Here is a 19,976-nt window from a genome sequence, read left to right as displayed (position 1 = left end):
ATGACAGGCCTCGTCTGCATGTAAAGTCTTTTCCCAATCTGTGTTAATCTGTGTAATCTGTGGTGAGAAACTCATCTAAAAGTCCTACATTTGTGCACCAAAATAAAAAAGTATCGCATGAAACGTAGTTTGCTATTTATATTTTCTCTACTCACTGTCGCTTTGGCGGCCGTTGCCCAACCTCGCATCTCTTCCAATAAAGAGACACATAATTTCGGACAAATAGAATGGAAACGCCCGGTGACGGTGGAATATACAATTACCAATACCGGTAACCAGCCATTGGTGCTTACCAATGTCACTACCTCTTGCGCCTGTTCCGTAGCCGACTGGACCAAAGAACCGATTGCTCCCGGAGGAAAAGGAATTGTCAAAGCCTCCTTTGACGCCAAAGCTTTGGGACACTTTGAAAAAACAGTAGGAATATACAGCAATGCCACGCCCAGCCTGATTTATCTGAAATTTATCGGTGAAGTGGTGCAAGAGATAAAAGACTATACCAAGACTCATCCTTATGCAATAGGCAATATCCGTATCGATCGTGACGAATTTGCCTTCCCCGATGTGTATCATGGTCAGAAGCCCACGATGACTTTTAGCATTGCGAACCTATCCGACCGTCCGTACGAACCGGTGTTGATGCATCTGCCTCCTTACCTTAAAATGGAAGCGGAGCCTAAGGTTCTGCTGAAAGGTAAAAAAGGCACTGTGAAACTGACGTTAGATGCCAGCCAGTTGAAAGACTACGGATTGACGCAGACATCCGTTTACCTTTCCCGTTTTTCCGGTGATAAGGTGAGCGAAGATAATGAAATACCGGTTTCGGCTATTCTTCTTCCCGACTTCTCGCGTATGACAGCGAATGATTCTTTGAATGCGCCTGCTATACGAATCTCGGAAACGGACATCGATCTTAGCGTGCCGTTGATAAAGAAGAAGAAAGCCAGTCATGATATCCTGATCGCTAATGCCGGAAAGACTCCATTGGTAATTAGTAAGTTGCAGGTATTCAACTCATCGGTCGGAGTCAGTTTGAAAAAAACGGTACTTCCTCCGGATGGAATGACGAAGTTGAAAGTGACTATTCGTAAGCGTGATGTGGGTAATAAGAAACACCACTTGCGTATCTTGATGATAACAAATGACCCGTTGCGCCCGAAAGTTGAAATCAATATCAAACGTTAAATCCTATCGCTATGGAACATCCTGAGAATAGTGAAGAATATAAGGGGCTTGTTGTCAATAAAGGCATTGAACAGCCCTCGTCGGTGAACCCTTATCTGAAACGGAAGCCTAAGAAACGCCAGCTCTCGGTGGCTGAGTTTGTGGACGGCATTACAAAAGGTGATGTTACTATACTAAGTCAGGCTGTGACGTTAGTTGAAAGTGTGAAACCCGAACATCAGTCCGTTGCCCAAGAGGTGATAGAGAAGTGTCTTCCCTATTCCGGCAATTCGATCCGGGTAGGTATCAGCGGTGTTCCCGGTGCAGGAAAGAGTACTTCGATTGATGTCTTCGGCCTGCACGTGCTCGAAAAAGGCGGTAAGTTGGCCGTGCTGGCAATTGACCCGAGTAGTGAGCGTAGCAAAGGAAGCATTTTGGGAGATAAAACCCGTATGGAACAGCTTTCCGTACATCCTAAATCATTTATCCGTCCCAGCCCGTCGGCCGGTTCATTGGGAGGAGTAGCACGTAAGACGCGTGAAACGATTATTCTTTGCGAGGCGGCCGGATTTGATAAAATCTTTGTGGAGACCGTGGGAGTGGGACAGAGCGAGACGGCTGTCCATTCGATGGTCGATTTCTTCCTGTTGATTCAGTTGGCGGGAACAGGAGATGAATTGCAAGGTATCAAGCGTGGCATTATGGAGATGGCGGACGGCATTGTGATTAATAAAGCCGACGGAGATAATCTGGAACGTGCCAAGCTGGCTGCCACTCAGTTCCGTAATGCGCTGCATCTGTTTCCTGCGCCCGAATCCGGATGGACACCAAAGGTTCTGACTTATTCCGGTTTTTACAATATAGGCGTTAAGGAAGTATGGGATATGGTTTATGAGTACATTGGCTTTGTAAAAGAAAATGGCTATTTTGAATATCGCCGTAACGAGCAGAGCAAATACTGGATGTATGAAAGTATCAATGAACAGCTTCGCGACAGTTTCTACCATAATCCGAAGATTGAAGCCATGCTTCAAAAGAAGGAACAACAAGTATTAAGTGGTAATCTTACTTCATTCATAGCCGCCAAAAGTTTGCTGGACACTTATTTTGAGGACTTAAAGATGTAGTTCACCACAGATTACAGTTCTTTTCCTATCTTTTCGAAGTCGGCTCTTGATTTGCTCTGTGTCACGATATATACTCCCAAGAACACGAGTGCGATAGCCAGTCCTTTCTGCCAGCCGAAGCTTCCTATCCCCATGATGATGGCAGCGATTGTAGCTACAATCGGCTGCATATAGTTATACATACTGACAACGGTGGGACGGAGTAGTTTCTGTGCGGTCATGATGCAGAGATAGGCAAGGAAACTGCCTCCCAATACTACGTAAAGAACCTCTATGATGGCGATTGTGGAGACTGCCCCCCATTGAATGATGGAAATGTCGTGATAAGAGAACGGTATGTAACACATCGAAGCGTAAACGAACATCCACTTATTGATAGTGACTGCCGAATATTGCTGGGATAATCCCTTGAATACGGTTAAGTAGATGGAGAAACTGATCTGTGCCACCAAACAAAGCAGGTCGCCGATTAAGCTTCCGTTTCCGTTGTTTCCCGCTTGGCTGCTCATAATGAGGATAAGCGCTCCCATAGCACCGACGAAAATACCCAGTACCTTTTTATTGGTAATCGGTTCTTTCAGATAAATAGCCGCTACGATCATAGTGACAATCGGTAAAGTAGTGGTTACGATGGAAGCGTCGATGGGTGAAGTCATTGAAAGGCCGAAAATGAATACTCCCTGATTGAACACCAAAGCAAATAGTGAAGCGAAGAATATCTTCAGCATATCCTGATGATTCACGTGTTCCTGTTTGCAGAAAATGGAAAGTATCCAAAAAGCCGCCGCCGCTCCCACCATCCGAAAAGTGGTGACGGATATTGCGGAGAATTCCTGAAGCGCTGATTTACCGATAGGAGACATCAGCCCCCACATGACGTTTGCCGTAAGTGCAAACAGATGACCTTGCAGATTCTTGTTATTCTTCATAAGTGCGTATACGCCTTTTTAATTGTTACCTTTATTGAAAACTGCTGCAAAGGTAGCTAATTTGTCGTATGATTTGTTTATATTTGCCTTGAATAAAATTGAATATTATGGAACAACAGGCCAACTATATCCGTCGTATCGAAATTCATGGACTCTGGGAGCGTTTTAATATAGGATGGGATTTGCGTCCCGATGTGAATATCCTTTCCGGTATTAACGGAGTAGGAAAAACTACCATCTTGAACCGTTCGGTAGGATATCTTGAAGAACTCTCCGGTGAAATGAAAAGTGACGAGAAGAACGGTGTTCGTCTTTTCTTCGACAATCCTCAGGCGACCTATATCCCATACGATGTGATCCGGAGTTACGACCGTCCTCTGATTATGGGTGACTTTACTGCCCGCATGGCCGATAAGAACGTGAAGTCCGAATTGGATTGGCAGCTTTATCTGTTGCAACGCCGCTATCTTGATTATCAGGTCAATATAGGTAACAAGATGATTGAAATGCTCTCCGATAATGACGAGAAAGTACGGGTCAAAGCAGCTACTTTGTCCATAGCCAAGCGTCGTTTTCAAGATATGATTGACGAACTGTTCAGTTATACACGCAAGAAAATAGACCGTAAACGGAATGATATTGCTTTCTATCAGGATGGAGAACTGTTGTTTCCTTACAAACTTTCTTCCGGTGAGAAGCAAATGCTAGTCATTCTGTTGACCGTGCTTGTGCAGGACAACAGCCATTGCGTGCTGTTTATGGATGAGCCGGAAGCCTCTCTCCACATTGAATGGCAACAGAAGTTGATTGCCATGATACGTGAGTTGAATCCGAATGTACAGATCATCCTGACTACCCATTCGCCGGCCGTCATTATGGAGGGCTGGCTGGATGCAGTGACGGAAGTAAGTGATATTTCAACATTATATAATAATGGCAACTTCACTACGAGATAATCTGACATCTTCTTATTTCAATGCCGCTCATAAGCTTTATTCAAAGAAGGCCCGTCGGCGTATCATAGCTTATGTGGAAAGCTATGATGACATTGCTTTCTGGCGTACGTTGCTCGAAGAATTTGAAGATGACGAACACTATTTCCAGGTAATGCTTCCTTCTACTACTTCATTGGCTAAAGGGAAAAAGATGGTCTTGATGAATACGTTGAATACCGCGGAACTGGGAAGAAGCCTGATTGCCTGTGTGGACAGCGATTATGATTTCCTGTTGCAGGGCGCAACCAATACTTCCCGTAAAATCAACCGCAACAAATATATCTTCCAGACCTATACATACGCCATTGAAAACTATCATTGCTTTGCCGAAAGCCTTCATGAGGTATGTGTGCAGGCTACGTTGAACGACCGTTTTGTGATGGACTTCAATGCTTACCTGAAAAGATACTCTGAAATCGTATATCCGCTTTTCTTATGGAACGTGTGGTTCTATCGCCAACGGGATACTTACACCTTTCCGATGTATGATTTTCATGCCTATACTTCTCTGCGTGAGATAAATCTCAGACACCCGGAAAAGAGTCTTGAATCATTGCAGCAACGGGTAAATCAGAAATTGTCGGAACTGAAGAAACGTTTTTCCCGCAGCATGAATCAAGTAAATGCCTTAGGAACAGATCTGAGAGAGTTGGGGCTATTTCCGGAAAATACCTATCTGTATATGCAGGGACACCACGTGATGGATAATGTGGTGATGAAACTTCTGATTCCGGTTTGTACGGTATTGCGCCGGGAACGGGAACAGGAAATCAAGCGACTTGCCGAACATAATGAACAATTTAAGAACGAATTGACTTGTTATCAGAACAGTCAGGTAAATGTGGAAATCATGTTGAAGAAGAATGTAGCCTATAAGCGGCTTTTCCACTACGACTGGCTGCGACAGGATATTCGTGAATACTTGGAACGAGGGAAATAAGAACAAGAAAGAAGAATAGAGAGAAGATTACTTATGGAAGAAGTAAAAGAAATAGTTGATACCGTGACAGTTGAGTTGGCCAATGGCGGAACGCAGGAGGTGACTGATGTAGTGATTCAGGAAGTGAACCATGCATTGCTTTCGGCAGGAATGGATGAGGCTTTGGCGGATAAGGTGGACAACTTTGTCATTTTGTTGCTGATTATTGGTGTGGCCTTGTTAGCTAATCTGATTTGCCGTAAGATCATTTTGCGTACGGTAGCGAAATTGGTGAAACAGACCAAAGCTACTTGGGACGACATAGTGTTCGACCATAAGGTGATGGTTCACGTCAGCCGGATGGTAGCCCCGATATTGATTTACCTTGCTATTCCCATCGCTTTCCCGGAACATGCCGACTCCAACTTGCTCGATTTCCTGCGACGGCTTTGCCTTATTTATATCTTGGCGGTTTTCCTTCGTTTCATCAGTGTCTTTCTGTCGGCGGTATATCATGTTTACAGTGAAAAGGAGCAATATAAGGACAAGCCTCTGAAGGGGTTGTTGCAGACTGCTCAAGTCGTTCTTTTCTTTGTCGGGGCCATTATTATCGTAAGTATTCTGATTAAGCAGAGTCCGATGGTGTTGCTTACCGGATTGGGAGCTTCGGCCGCTATCCTGATGTTGGTGTTCAAGGATAGTATTATGGGTTTTGTTTCCGGTATTCAGCTTTCTGCCAATAATATGCTGAAAGTAGGCGACTGGATTGCTATGCCGAAATATGGCGCCGACGGAACTGTGATAGAAGTGACTTTGAATACGGTAAAAGTGCGTAACTGGGATAATACGATTACGACGATACCGCCTTATCTGCTGGTCAGTGATTCTTTCCAAAACTGGCAGGGGATGCGGGAATCCGGTGGACGGCGTGTGAAGCGTTCCATTAATATCGACATGACTAGCGTTCGTTTCTGTACACCGGAGATGTTGGCGAAGTATCGTAAAATCCAATTGTTGAAGGAGTATGTGGAGGCAACGGAGAAGGTCGTGAAGGAGTATAACAAAGAGCATCATATTGACAACTCCGTATTGGTGAATGGGCGTCGCCAGACTAACTTGGGCGTCTTTCGTGCCTATCTTACGAATTATCTGAAGAGCCTGCCTACCGTCAATCAAGACTTGACGTGCATGGTACGCCAGCTTCAACCTACCGAAACAGGTATTCCGATGGAACTTTATTTCTTTTCCGCTTCTAAGGACTGGATTCCGTATGAAGGCATACAGGCGGATGTTTTCGATCATGTGCTTGCCATTATTCCGGAATTCGACTTGCGTGTCTTCCAAAATCCGTCGGGAGCGGACTTGCGCCGGATAGGAGTAAAGATAGAAAACTGATAGAGGATATTGCAGTGTAATAACATTGCAACGACTCTTTCAATTGATTGTATTTTCTTTGTCTCAATCTTGTAATACAGCCCATCTACCTTTGCCGACGTAATCAAAAACGTAGAGTAAAGGTAGATGAAAAAGCTATTTCTTATCCGATTTTCAGTGGTGGCCTTCTTTTGTCTGTTGTGTGTACTTCCCGCATTGGCTGCCAATATCAAGATTAAAGGAGCTGTAAAGGACAAGTTATCCAAAGAGCCTTTGATAGGTGCGACGATACGCTTGCTTGGAACCCAGGCCGGAGCGGTTACCGATATGAACGGTAATTTTGAGCTAAACGGTGTGGGAGTGTTGGAGGGTATGTATGATATCGAAATCAAATACGTAGGATATAAGACTGAAGTACGTCGGAAGGTCCGTGTAGAGAATGGGAATCTGGTCATTCTGAATCTGGAGATGGAGACGGATGCGCAAGAACTGTCGGATGTGGTTGTTGTGGCGAAAAAGAACCGGGAAAATGAGAATATGGCTTTGCTGGAACAGCAAAAGGCGGTCATTGCCGTGCAGTCAGTCAGTGTGAAGGAACTTTCACGCAAAGGAGTTTCGGATGCGGAAGGAGCTGTGACGAAAGTCACCGGAATTTCCAAGCAGGACGGTGTGAAGAACGTATTCGTACGTGGATTGGGTGACCGCTATAATACTACTACGTTCAATGGTTTCCCTGTGCCGTCGGAAGACCCGGAATACAAGAATATCTCTCTTGATTTTTTCGGAACCGACCTTATACAGTCCGTAGGAGTCAACAAAGCATTTACTGCCGGGAACGGAGGCGATGTAGGGGGCGCAAATATTGATATCTCGTCCAAAGAACTGGTAGGTGACGGTTACATTAGCGCCAGTGTATCGGCCGGTGTGAATACACAGACCCTTTCCTCCGATTTCTTCCAACCGGATGGAGTGAATCTGCTGGGATTTGCCAATCGGACGGAACCGGGCACGGATGTGTGGGGCTTTAAGAACAAACTCGACCCGTCGGCGCAAAACTTCCAGATGGACCGCAGTTATAATATCGCAGGCGGAAAGAAGTTTTATGTAGGTCGGCAACGGGATGCTCTTTCGTTCTTTGCCACTGTGGGACATTCCGTTGATTATCGATATACGGATGAAATCATACGTAATACAAATACGGGCGGTACTATATACAAAGAACTGAACGGACATAAGTCAACAACGAATATCAGTCAGTTGGCATTGGCTAATGTAGATTATGATATGCACAATCGTCATCATTTGTCTTACAACTTCATGATGGTACATAGCAATGTACAGTCGGTGGGAAACTACGAAGGGAAAGACGCTACTTTCAGTGATGATTACGGTAATCTGGGAATGACCCATCGTCAGCAGGTGAACGACAATCTGTTATTAGTCAACCAGATCATGACGAACTGGGGATTGACAGACCGGCTGAGCGTTGACGCAGGAGCCTCTTATAATATGGTGCGCGGATATGAGCCGGATCGCCGTATCAACCAGATAACCCGGAATGAAACCGGATACGGATTGGTAGGAGGTAATACACAGTTCCGTACTTTTTCTTCTCTGACGGAGAATGATCTGAATCTTCGTGCCGGAGTGGTTTATCGCTTGAAAGACGATTGGGAAGAAATCTCCAGACTTCGGTTCGGATACACCGGACGTATCATTAACGATGATTTCAAACAGACGGAATACAATATGGTTACCTTGAATGGTCCTTCATTTACTTCGGTGGACGATATTTCATTGGATGACTTTTATTCTGCGGCTCATTTCAACGACCGTTTCACGCTGGACAATGCGGTGGATAAATATGCGGTGAAGAAGAACATACATTCGGTTTATGCGGAAGCGGTCTATCAGTTCACCCGGCATTGGGTGATCAATCTCGGTTTGAAGTATGATAATGTGGATATGACCGTAGACTACAATGTGGATAAAGGAAACTCCAAAGGCAAGAACAATATCCGGAAAAACTACTTCCTTCCGAGTTTGAACATAAGGTATAGGCTAAATGATAAGAACGCCTTGCGGCTTGGATTGAGCAAGACATATACTTTGCCTCAGTCGAAGGAAATCTCACCTTACCGCTATGTGGGTGTCAACTTTAAGAGTCAGGGTAACGCAAATCTGAAACCGTCGGACAATTACAACATAGACTTGAAATGGGATTTCAACCCTACATCAACCGAATTGATCTCTGTTACTGCTTTCTACAAAATGATAAAGAATCCTATTTCGCGTATCGAAACGCCAAGTGCCGGAGGTTTCCTTTCATACGAAAACGTAGCCGATCAGGCTACTGTGACGGGGATTGAACTGGAGATACGCAAAAAAATATTCTCACGCCCGACAGCCAACAACGGTATGAACCGCCTGACGGCAGGATTGAACGGATCGTATATCTACACGAATGCCAAAGTGAACGACCCCAATATTGCCGCTACCGATACGGATGGCTCGCAACTGGAAGGGGCGGCTCCTTGGATTGCCAACTTCGATCTGTCACACACCTATGTTTCAGCCGGATATTCATTTACCAATACATTGGTCCTCGGATATGTGGGAGAAAAAGTGTACACTATCGGTACACAAGGGTTTCAGGATGTGATGGAAGAGGGAGTGGCTACGCTAGACTTCGTATCGCAAGCGAAGTTAGGCAAACATATTGCCCTTACTCTTAAAGCACGCAACTTGCTTAATCCCTCCTATCAACTGAGCCGTAAGGCGAACGGTAGCGGTCAGAAAGTGATATTGGGCGACTATAAAAAAGGAATTAACGTGAGCTTGGGAGTGTCGTGTACATTCTAAGCCCTATATAAACAGAAATATTATCAATTAAACGCTAAAAAGATGAAAAGATTATTCTTAAGTATGATGGCAATGGCTGCTATCACAACAACTTTGACTTTAACTTCTTGTGGTAGTGATGATGACGGGAATGATACTCCCGACGGGGCTTCTATTCTAGCTGCCGACGGTAAAACATTGATGGGAAACCTGACCGGTAAACAAACGTTGGAAGAAGGGGAATACATTCTGGGTGGAACGGTGATTATCGAAAATGGAGGCGAACTGACTATTCCTGCCGGAACAATGATTAAAGCGACTAAAGGTTTCAGTAGCTATATTCTTGTAGCACAGGGTGGAAAACTTTATGCTAACGGTACGTCTTCACAACCTGTCACATTTACTTCTGGAGAAGCGACAAAGAAAGCCGGTGACTGGGGAGGAATTATCCTTAATGGTAAAGCTCCTATTTCCGGTGCAGGAGCAGAGGGTACTAATACAGCCAATGCGGAGATTAACAATGCTTACAAATACGGTGGTAGTGACAGAGCCGACAATTCCGGTGCGCTGACTTATGTGAATATCCTCTATGCCGGTGCACGTAATACGGCTGATATTGAGCACAACGGGCTGACTTTGAATGGTGTGGGTAACGGGACGAAAATTCAGAACGTTTATGTGTTGGAAAGTGCCGATGACGCTATCGAATTCTTCGGTGGAACAGTAAATGTGACTAATCTGCTGGCTGTCAATCCGGATGATGATATGTTCGATTTCACTCAAGGATATAAGGGCACATTGAGTAATTGTTATGGTATCTGGGAAGACGGGTATACCAGCACGGAAGAAGATCCGCGTGGAGTTGAGGCTGATGGTAATCTGGATGGAAACGGAGTAGACCATGTGGGACAGTCTGATTTTATCATAGACGGAATGACGATTGTCAATAACACGGTAGGTGGAAATACGACTACCGGACAGAAGAATGCAATGGACGATGTAATCAAGGTACGTCGTGGCGCGACTGCTACTATCAAGAATACATTGGTAGCTTCTACTTCGGCTGATGTACTGAAAGCGAAAGACCTGGTTGACGTTACCGACTCAAAAGGGGGAGGCACCGTGACTATCAATATTACGACTTCTTCTTTCTCATATACAAACGAAAAAGTGGTGGATTATGTTGATAAAACAAATCCCGATAAGAATGTCGTTGGGCAGGGAACTATCACACTGACTAATCCATCGGCCTCTAATGCCGGTGCAAACACTTCCGTTTTTGCTTGGACAAACTATTCTTTTCCGACTTTGAATTAATAAAAGATTAAAGAGGTTTTTCAATTGTTTGATGCGTGCGTCGATACCGACGTACGCATTTATTGTTCCGTTTGTCAACTATTTTGTTTATACAGCCTTGAATTTTGAGTTGTAAATAGCTGTTTGTAATGTATTTTTCTTATATTTGTGTCTTTAAAAATCAATATTATGCATACAGATTACGAGCGGTATCGCAAAATGGCTTCTTTGGCTCAAGTCGGATGGTGGGAAGCGGATTTGACGGGAGGATATTATCTTTGTTCCGACTTTCTTTGTGATCTTTTGGATTTGGATGGAGATACTATCTCATTTTCTGATTTTCTGAACTTGGTGCGTGAAGATTATCGTTGTCAGATTGCACATGAGTTCCGGGCAAATAGTTCTATCCATAAGGATTTTTACGAACAGACCTTTCCCATCTATTCGAAATATGGCGAAGTCTGGTTGCATACCCGTTTGGCTTCCCGTGAGAAAGGAACGGGGACTAATGGGGGAGACAAATCTTTTGGAGTGATTCAACGCGTGGAGGCTCCTGAACAGATAGAACAGAAGAAAGCTCTGAAACGTGTGAATGACTTGCTTCTCCGTCAGAACTACATTTCGCAGTCTTTATACCGTTTTCTTCGGGATGAAAGAGTTGAAGAATGTGTAACAGAGATTTTAAAGGATATACTGAATCTTTATAATGGAAAAGGACGTGTCTATATTTTCGAGTACAATAAAGAACACACTTATCGCAGTTGCACGTATGAGGTCGTTTCCGAAGGGATGTCGACAGAAAAACAATGTTGGCAAGACATACCGGTCGATCGGTCGGAATGGTGGAATCAGCAGATTTTGTCTGGCAAAGCTATCGTTTTGAATTCGTTGAAACAACTACCGGAAGAAGCATCGGAAATGCGACGAGAATTTGCTGAACGGGGAGTCTATTCATTCATGGTAACTCCTTTGATGGCTGGGGATCATGTATGGGGAGGAATGGGTATTGAATTGATAGATAGTTATCGTAACTGGAGTAATGAGGATTTTCAATGGTTCTCTTCGTTGGGAAATATTATAAGCATTTGTATTGAACTACGCGTAGCAAAAGATAAAGTAACTTATGAACAGTCTTTCTTACGTAATCTTTTCCATTTTATGCCAATGGGGTATATACGTATGTCTGTTCTTCGTGACGAGAACAACAAGGCTTATGATTATCGGATAACGGACGCTAACCAGATCAGTTCCCATTTCTTTGGCAAACCTTTGGAACAATATGTAGGTGTGTTGGCTTCGGATTTGTTTTCCGATCATTCAGAGAAAATGGATTTTATCCTTGAAGTGCTTGATGGTAAGTCTTATAAAGAAAAGGATGAGTATTTTCCTCAAACGGGATTGTACACTCATTGGATTGTGTATTCACCGGAGAAAGATGAGGTGGTAGGATTGTTTACGGACTCAACTGAGGCTGTAGAGGCTAATCGTGCATTGGACCGTAGTGAGAAACTTTTTAAAAATATATTTGCTAATATTCCGGCAGGAGTAGAGATCTATGATAAGGATGGATATCTGCTTGATCTGAACAATAAGAATTTGGAAATATTCGGAATTGCCAATAAAGAGGATGTAATAGGTATTAACTTCTTTGAAAATCCGAACGTGCCGCAAACGATTCGTGATCGTGTACGAAATGAGGATTTAGTGGATTTCCGACTTAATTATTCTTTCGACCAGATTAAAGGATATTATCGTACCATGCGTTCTAATGTGATAGAACTGTATTCGAAAGTAACTAAACTGTACGATAGAGAGGGAGAGTTTATCGGGTATATTCTGATTAGTATTGATAATACGGAACGTATTGATGCAATGAACCGTATTCGTGATTTTGAAAATTTCTTTTTGATGATATCCGATTTTGCAAAAGTTGGTTATGCGAAATTAAATCTTCTGAATCGGAAGGGATATGCCATCAAGCAATGGTATAAAAATATGGGGGAAGAGGAAGACATTGCATTAAGTGATGTAGTAGGAGTCTATCGTAAAATGCATCCGGAAGACCGCAAAGGTCTGCTTGATTTCTATAAAGAAGTCAAAGTCGGGAAAAGAAAACATTTTCAAGGGGAAATGCGTATTCTTCGTCCCGGAACGGAAAATGAGTGGAACTGGGTAAATACGAATGTGATGGTAACCCAATATAAACCGGAAGAGGGTGAAATCGAAATCATTGGTATCAATTATGATATAACGAAACTGAAAGAGACGGAGGCTGAACTGATTCATGCACGTGATAAGGCGGAGATGATGGATCGTTTGAAAAGTGCTTTCCTTGCCAATATGAGCCATGAAATCCGTACGCCTCTGAATGCTATCGTAGGTTTTTCCGATTTATTGGTGGAAACTGCGGATATAGAAGAACGGAGAGAGTATATGAAGATCGTGCGGGAAAATAATGATTTGCTGTTACAGTTAATATCAGATATTCTCGACCTTTCCAAAATTGAGGCAGGGACATTTGAATTTTCGCATGGAGATGTGGATGTGAATCTGTTGTGTGAAGATCTGGTCCGTTCTATGCAGATGAAAACGAAAGAGAATGTAAAGTTAGTATTCGAACCAAATTTTTCTATTTGCCATATTACTAGTGACCGTAACCGTATATATCAGGTGATATCCAATTTTGTGAACAATGCGATTAAGTTTACTTCAGAGGGCAATATCCGTGTGGGATATGTGCTGAAAGATGAAGGATTAGAATTCTATGTTCAGGACACGGGGATAGGAATAGAGAAGAAACAATTACCGCACATCTTTGAGCGTTTTGTAAAGCTTGATTCTTTTGTGCATGGCACGGGATTAGGACTTTCTATTTGCCAAAGTATTGTGGAACAATTAGGTGGACATATTGGCGTTGACTCCGAAAAAGGTAAGGGATCGCGTTTCTGGTTTACGATTCCTGGAGTGGTCATGACGGAAGAAAGTCTTCAGTGAAAAACTACAAATCTAAACAAAAAAGCGTATGCCACTTTAAAGTGACATACGCTTTTTTGTTTAGATTCCAAATGCCAGTTTGTCGATAGACTGGTATACAATGCTTGCGATACCTAGTCCGATGATGCCCAACGTACAGAGTGCCAGTCCCCACTTTGTGCATCGGTCACTGCGGAAAGTCGGAATCGGGTTTTCGGACGGGGTGATATACATCGCTTTCACGATCAGCAGGTAGTAATACAGTGAAATTACTGTATTGACCAATGCTATAAACACCAATAAATGGAAACCTGCATCGAAGGCTGCCATGAAGATAAAAAACTTGGAGAAGAATCCGGCAAATGGAGGAATGCCTGCTAATGAGAACAAAGAAAGGGTCATCAGGAGGGCGATCTTCGGATTCGTTTTATAAAGTCCCGCATAATCTTCGAGGGTGAACTTCTGGCTGCGCAATGCCACAATAGTGATTACGGCAAATACACCGAGATTGGCGGCTGCATACACAAGTACATAATATACTAGGGCTGTCATTCCCTGTGCCGTGCCACCGATTACACCAAGCATGATATATCCTGCCTGCGAGATACTGGAGAATGCCATCAGACGTTTCAGGTTCTGTTGGCGGATAGCGAATATATTCGCGATGGTGATGGAAGCTATCGTTACCCAATAGAGCACTTCCTGCCAATCGTTTATCATAGGAGCAAATACCTTGATGAGGATAGTCAGCAATACAAATGCCGCCGATCCTTTGGATACAACACTCAAGTAAGCGGTGACCGTACTCGGGGCTCCTTCGTAAACGTCTGCCGTCCAAAGATGGAACGGAACGAGCGATAACTTGAATGCCATACCCGTAAAGAAGAATACAAATGCCATAATCTGTAACGGGTTTCCGTCAATATGGGCGGGAAGGTCATCGAAATACAAGGTTCCGGCAGAACCGTAAATCATAGACAAACCGAACAGCAACAATGCGCTGGAGAAGAGTGCGGTAAGAATATACTTGGCTCCTGCTTCAGCGGAGTTGTGACGGTATTTATCAAAGGCAATCAAAGCTGCCATTGGAACGGAAGCAGTCTCCAGTCCGATGAAGAACATCAGGAAGTGTCCGGCGGAAATCATGAGATACATACCGAACAGAGTAGAGAGAGTGAGTACATAGAACTCTCCTTGCTTGAATGAAGTGTCTTCACGCTTCATCCATTCGTGCGCCATCAGAAAGACGATTAATGTACCTACGTTCAGGATTGACTTAATGACTGTATGCATGGGCACATAGTGGTACATACCGCCGAAAATGTCGGCAGCGGTACCCGGTATCAGGTTGATAGCCGTATGGATAGCCATCAGAATGACGGGAAACATTGTATTCAGTCGTGCCTTTCCATCGTTCTTGTGCGCATCCGGGCTCATGAAGAGGTCGGCTAGAAACAGTAGCAACAGAACTACTACGAGCGACAGCTCTTCTCGCATATGTAGAAATTGTGAATAATCCATCTTTATCAATTAAATTAGAGATTAAAAATTAAAGAGCTAGGGTATCAGTTGTGAGACAACGGGCAATACACTTTCACCAATCATGTGGCTTACCCAGAAAGGAGCCATACCCAGTCCGGCAACACAAACAATGAGGCAGATAACGGCTACACGCTCGTCCCAAGTTGCATCGGTCAGTTCGAGGTGATGCTTGTTGGTACAGGTCCCGTACAGAATCTTACCTACCAGACGCAAGATATAGACTGCTGTAATTACGATGGAGGAGCAGGCTATAATGGTCAGTGTGCGGTGGAATACATCATTGTCTTGGAAAGATCCAACAAAGATGGTCATCTCGGCAATAAAACCGCTCAATCCCGGCAGACCGAGATTGGCAAGGCCGGCAATGACATAACATACACTCAGGAAAGGCATGATCTTCATCAAACCGGCAAGCTCGCGTACGTCACGGGTGTGGGTACGTCCGTAAATCATACCGATAAGCGCAAAGAACAATGCTGTCATCAGTCCGTGCGACAACATTTGGAGGATAGCGCCTGTGGCTGCTGTCTGGTTCAGCATGAGGATTGCGAAAAGAACTAATCCGCAATGGGATACGGAAGAGTATGCGTTGATATATTTCAAATCAGTCTGTACACAAGCGGAGAAAGCTCCGTAAACGACAGAGATACCGGTCAGTATCAGGAATATCCAGGAAAGTTCGTTAGCGGCTTCCGGCATTAGATACATGGCGATACGGAAACAACCATAACCTCCTAATTTCATCAGCACTCCGGCATGAAGCATGGAAACTGCTGTCGGAGCGGAGGCATGACCGTCGGGACTCCATGTATGGAAGGGGAAAAGAGCGCCTAGCACACCGAAACCGAGAAATGTCAGCGGGAACCAGATACATTGTTGTGCAAAAGGTATGTTGTGCAACTGTGCGATTTCAAGAAGGTTCATGGTAGTGGCTCCTGCACCGAAATAGATTCCGAGAATACCGATCAGTAGGAAAGCGGAACCACCCATCAGCATAAGTGTCAGCTTCATCGCTGCATATTCCTTACGTCCCGAACCCCATACGCCAATCAGCAGATACATAGGTATCAAGGCTATTTCGTAGAACATAAACATGGTGAACAGGTCTACGGATATAAAGAATCCGAACACTCCCATCGACAACAGCGTGAACCAAAGGAAATATTCTTTGGTCAACGGTTGCAAACGCCAGGAAGCGAATGTGCCGGTAAATACGATAATGGCGGACAGTAACAGCATAGCTACCGAGATGCCGTCTACGCCTACCGAGTAGGAGATATGAAGCGGTGCGTACCATAGTGTGTCTGCACGGAAAAGCATTTCCGCCGTGTTTCCGGCGCTACGCTCTCCCAAATACATGAATGTAAGTACGACAGAGGCTATCAGAAGCGCTGATGCGCCCGTAACCATAACCCCCCGGATAGCTTTAATTCCTCGTGCCGCCCAAAGTCCGGCCAACATCAGGAGGGGGATAAGTACGAATATTGATAAGAAATTCATCTTTATGATTTACTGTTTAAAGATTTACTATTACTTGTTTAGAGAACCAGCAGAAGAATAAGTGCCAGTGCACCGCAAAGGAACACATACGCATATTGTTGTACCTGACCGCTCTGTAGGCCGCGAATCTCATCGCTTGTCGCATTCGTCGCCCATGCCAGGAAGTCGAAGAATCCGTCTACGACATGACGGTCCCACCATGCGATAGGAGTAGAGATGCAACGGAAAATAATCTTATGCGTAATGAACTGGTATATCTCGTCAATATAGAAACGGTGATAGGCAGCCTTATGCAATCCCTTGAACTGTTGAGCCAGCGAATCGGCGACAGGCTGTTTGGCGTTCTTATACATCCAGGTCGCGATGGCAATGGAAATAATCGCGATAACAACACTTGTGATAGCCACTGACGGGTCAAGATGAATGGAGTAGGATTCACCGTTGGAACTGATAAAGTGTCCGAAAGGAATAAATCCGGCTCCACAAGTCACTGCCGCCAGAAACATCAATGGGAAAGTCATAGCCAACGGACTTTCATGGGGAGTGTGATGCGCATGAAGTTCTTTGTTCTCTTTTCCCCAGAAGATACCGTAATAAAGGCGGAACATATAGAAAGCGGTCATAGCGGCGATTACCGTCATCACCCAACCCATTACAGAGCTGTATTGGAAGCAAGCTGCCAGAATCTCATCTTTCGAGAAGAAACCCGAGAATGGGGGGATACCCGCAATGGCGAGACAAGCAATCAGGAATGTCCAATGGGTAATCGGCATATATTTGCGTAATCCGCCCATAGCCGACATCTCATTAGAGTGTACCGCATGGATAATGCTACCGGCACCGAGAAAGAGCAGCGCCTTGAACATGGCGTGCGTGAAAAGGTGGAACATGGATGCCATGTATCCCAAACCGCCTTCATGAGGATTCATTGATGTACAAACCCCTAAAGCCACCATCATAAAACCAATCTGCGAGATAGTAGAGAATGCGAGTACACGTTTGATATCCGATTGTACACAGGCTACACTTGCTGCATAAAAGGCAGTGATTGCACCTACCCAGGCAACCATATGCAACGTATTCGGAGCATATTCGATGAAGAGCGGAAACATACGTGCCACCAGATAGACTCCGGCAACTACCATTGTAGCCGCATGAATCAAGGCGCTGACAGGAGTAGGACCTTCCATTGCATCCGGCAACCAGATATGTAGCGGGAACATCGCACTCTTTCCGGCACCACCTACGAACATTAATCCGAGAGCTAATGGAAGCATAGCCGCTCCGCCGCTAACCAGCGATACTGTATCCGGAGTAAAACCGAACGTTCCTCCGTAATATCCGTAAATCAGGATACCGATGAGGAAGCCCAGGTCTGCAAAACGAGTGACAATAAACGCTTTTTTGGAGGCGGAGATTGCAGCAGGTTTTGTATAGTAGAATCCGATTAATAGATAAGAGCTTACGCCCACTAACTCCCAGAAAAGATACATCTGGAAAATGTTTGTAGCTACTACCAATCCCAGCATTGACATGGTGAACAGGGAAAGGAAAGCGTAATAACGTTGAAAACCGATCTCGCCTTTCATGTAACCGAAGGAATAGATGTGTACCATTAGCGACACGGTAGAGATGACAATCAGCATCATTACGGATATAGGATCGAGCAGAATGCCCAAATCGAAATGTAACGTCTCTGTAAAAGGTAGCCACGTAAAATTATAAGGTATCAATGTGGCAAATGTTCCGTCTTCCAGTCGCGGGGCTGAGAAATATTGGAAAGCAGTCACGTAAGACAGTACTGCTACCGCTCCCAGTACCAACGTACCGATGGCGCCTGCCGTCCGGTGTGACATCCATTTTCCCCCGATTCCCAATAGGAGAAAGGAGAAAAAAGGAAGAAGGAGTATTAGAATTGTTAGTTCCATACAGTTTATTTTAATTACTTGAGTTATTATTACTTATACTTACCATTTCAAGTCGTCCAGATTGCGTACCTGGATGCTTCGGAGGTTACGGTAAATGTTAATCATAATCGCGATGGCTATTGCGGTTTCCGCAGCCGAGATGGCGATGGAAAACAATGCAAAGAAATAGCCCTCCATTCCTCCCGGAAAGATAAAACGGTTGAACACGGCAAAGTTGATATCTGTAGCGTTTAGCATCAACTCTACGGAAATCAGGATAGCCAGCGTATTGCGGCGGGTAAAGAATCCATAGATTCCTGCAAACATCATGATGGTAGAGACCACCAGATAATATTCCATGTGTATCATATCAGTGATTCGTTTTTTAGTGATTAATGATTAACGTTTGCGGGCGATCATGATTCCACCGATGATACAGGCCAGCAATAAGATACTGACTGCTTCGAAAGGCAGTACATAACCGTACTTGTCGCTACTCAACAAAGCGTGTCCGATCGTATGGATGTTTATCTCCTGCGGGGCAAGATTGGCTGTCTGCATGAAGTTATGCTTCAGCGTGATAAACAGGATTATCGCCAGACCGGCAATCATTGTAAAGAGTCCTGCCAGAAACCTGCTTCGTTTCAGCCTTTCGGCACGGTCACCTTCTCCACTGGTCAGCAGGATGGAGAATACATAAAGCACAACGATACCACCGGCGTAAACCATAATCTGGACAGAGCCCAGAAAGGTGTAGCCCAGCAAGAAGTAGATACCCGCTGTGCCGAAAAGCACGAAGAGCAGGTAAGTAGCCGAGCGGACAATGCGTTGGGTAGTCACCGTCATGATGGACATAGCAATAATAAATGCTGCCAAAAAGTAGAATACTACTGTTTCAAGTGTTGATCCCATATCTATACTTCTTTTTTCTTTTCTATTACTTTACTGCCGGGACGGTTCAGTTGCAAGACGAGCTTCGTCCGGTCGAATACTGCGTGTTCGAAGTTCTGGTCGAATGTGATGGCGTCATGCGGACACGCATTCACACAAAGTTGGCAGAAGATGCAAGATCCTAAGTCATATTCGTATTTTGCCAGGATTTTCTTCTTTTTGCCGTCTTCCGTTTCGATTGTTTCACCGGTCACTTTGATAGTGTCATTCGGACAAGCCATCTGGCACAATCCACAAGCTACGCAGCGATGTTCATTATTCTCATTGTGGGGCATGTTCAGTGTTCCGCGAAACCGGTCAAACATTTTCAGTTCCTTACGGTTCTCGGGATATTGCTCGGTCACTTTCTTGCGGAAGTACACCTTGATACTGGTTTTCATACCCGTTGCCAGTGTACTGATGCCATGCACCAGACCACCTAAATACGTATATTTTTTATCTTTATATTCCATAATCTA

General features: G+C 44.4%; 15 protein-coding genes. 8 read left to right on the top strand and 7 right to left on the bottom strand.

Features of this window, described 5'->3' with window-relative positions:
• The first annotated feature begins 117 nt into the window (after nt 1–117).
• Both H8S63_RS15505 and meaB read left to right on the top strand, forming a co-directional pair.
• A complete protein-coding gene (locus H8S63_RS15505; protein WP_186927306.1) occupies nt 118–1,185 on the top strand; it encodes a DUF1573 domain-containing protein in 1,068 nt (355 codons plus the stop codon).
• An 11-nt stretch (nt 1,186–1,196) separates the two neighbouring features.
• Nucleotides 1,197–2,291, top strand: coding sequence for a methylmalonyl Co-A mutase-associated GTPase MeaB (gene meaB, locus H8S63_RS15500; RefSeq protein ID WP_186927305.1), 1,095 nt, complete (start codon nt 1,197–1,199; stop codon nt 2,289–2,291).
• Between the two features lie 11 nt (nt 2,292–2,302).
• Here the strand turns inward: meaB and H8S63_RS15495 are convergent, their stop codons facing one another.
• A complete protein-coding gene (locus H8S63_RS15495) occupies nt 2,303–3,220 on the bottom strand; it encodes a DMT family transporter (RefSeq protein ID WP_007751221.1) in 918 nt (305 codons plus the stop codon).
• Nucleotides 3,221–3,327: 107 nt separating this feature from the next.
• Between H8S63_RS15495 and H8S63_RS15490 the strand changes: the two genes are divergently transcribed.
• From H8S63_RS15490 to H8S63_RS15465, 6 genes are all read left to right on the top strand, one after another.
• Nucleotides 3,328–4,176, top strand: coding sequence for an AAA family ATPase (locus H8S63_RS15490; protein ID WP_007751218.1), 849 nt, complete (start codon nt 3,328–3,330; stop codon nt 4,174–4,176).
• Nucleotides 4,154–5,155 carry a DUF4435 domain-containing protein gene (locus H8S63_RS15485; RefSeq protein ID WP_007751215.1) on the top strand — a complete coding sequence of 334 codons (1,002 nt, stop codon included), beginning with the start codon at nt 4,154–4,156 and terminating at the stop codon, nt 5,153–5,155. The genes H8S63_RS15490 and H8S63_RS15485 overlap by 23 nt, the downstream gene beginning before the upstream one ends.
• A 33-nt stretch (nt 5,156–5,188) precedes the next feature.
• The gene (locus tag H8S63_RS15480; protein ID WP_186927304.1) at nt 5,189–6,529 is read left to right on the top strand and encodes a mechanosensitive ion channel family protein; all 1,341 of its coding nucleotides are present in this window, start codon (nt 5,189–5,191) and stop codon (nt 6,527–6,529) included.
• A 126-nt stretch (nt 6,530–6,655) separates the two neighbouring features.
• Entirely contained in the window at nt 6,656–9,370 is a 2,715-nt protein-coding gene (locus H8S63_RS15475) for a TonB-dependent receptor (protein ID WP_186927303.1), read from the top strand.
• A gap of 42 nt (nt 9,371–9,412) precedes the next feature.
• Nucleotides 9,413–10,666: a hypothetical protein gene (locus H8S63_RS15470; protein ID WP_186927302.1), complete on the top strand. Its 1,254-nt coding sequence runs from the start codon at nt 9,413–9,415 to the stop codon at nt 10,664–10,666.
• A 168-nt stretch (nt 10,667–10,834) separates the two neighbouring features.
• Complete coding sequence (locus H8S63_RS15465) at nt 10,835–13,639, top strand: ATP-binding protein (protein ID WP_186927301.1); 2,805 nt, start codon at nt 10,835–10,837, stop codon at nt 13,637–13,639.
• Between the two features lie 60 nt (nt 13,640–13,699).
• Here H8S63_RS15465 and H8S63_RS15460 read toward each other — a convergent pair whose 3' ends face one another.
• From H8S63_RS15460 to H8S63_RS15435, 6 genes are read right to left on the bottom strand one after another with little or no spacing between them, the layout of a single operon-like run.
• Nucleotides 13,700–15,139: an NADH-quinone oxidoreductase subunit N gene (locus H8S63_RS15460; protein ID WP_186927300.1), complete on the bottom strand. Its 1,440-nt coding sequence runs from the start codon at nt 15,137–15,139 to the stop codon at nt 13,700–13,702.
• A gap of 36 nt (nt 15,140–15,175) precedes the next feature.
• Nucleotides 15,176–16,660, bottom strand: a complete 1,485-nt coding sequence (locus tag H8S63_RS15455; protein ID WP_186927299.1) for a NuoM family protein — start codon at nt 16,658–16,660, stop codon at nt 15,176–15,178.
• 38 nt (nt 16,661–16,698) lie between these two features.
• The gene (nuoL, locus tag H8S63_RS15450; protein ID WP_007751198.1) at nt 16,699–18,588 is read right to left on the bottom strand and encodes an NADH-quinone oxidoreductase subunit L; all 1,890 of its coding nucleotides are present in this window, start codon (nt 18,586–18,588) and stop codon (nt 16,699–16,701) included.
• A gap of 39 nt (nt 18,589–18,627) precedes the next feature.
• Nucleotides 18,628–18,936 (bottom strand): NADH-quinone oxidoreductase subunit NuoK, encoded by a 309-nt coding sequence (nuoK, locus tag H8S63_RS15445; protein ID WP_007751196.1) that lies wholly within the window; start codon nt 18,934–18,936, stop codon nt 18,628–18,630.
• Between the two features lie 30 nt (nt 18,937–18,966).
• Nucleotides 18,967–19,479 (bottom strand): NADH-quinone oxidoreductase subunit J, encoded by a 513-nt coding sequence (locus H8S63_RS15440; RefSeq protein ID WP_007751193.1) that lies wholly within the window; start codon nt 19,477–19,479, stop codon nt 18,967–18,969.
• 2 nt (nt 19,480–19,481) lie between these two features.
• On the bottom strand, nt 19,482–19,970 hold the full coding sequence (locus H8S63_RS15435; RefSeq protein WP_007751191.1) for a 4Fe-4S dicluster domain-containing protein: 489 nt from the start codon (nt 19,968–19,970) through the stop codon (nt 19,482–19,484).
• Nucleotides 19,971–19,976 lie beyond the last annotated feature (6 nt).

Origin of the sequence: Bacteroides sp. NSJ-39 (genome assembly GCF_014287315.1) — a bacterium.
GTDB lineage: Bacteria > Bacteroidota > Bacteroidia > Bacteroidales > Bacteroidaceae > Bacteroides > Bacteroides finegoldii.
The sequence above is the reverse complement of the archived record's forward strand: the minus strand, read 5'-3'. Positions and strand labels throughout refer to the sequence as shown.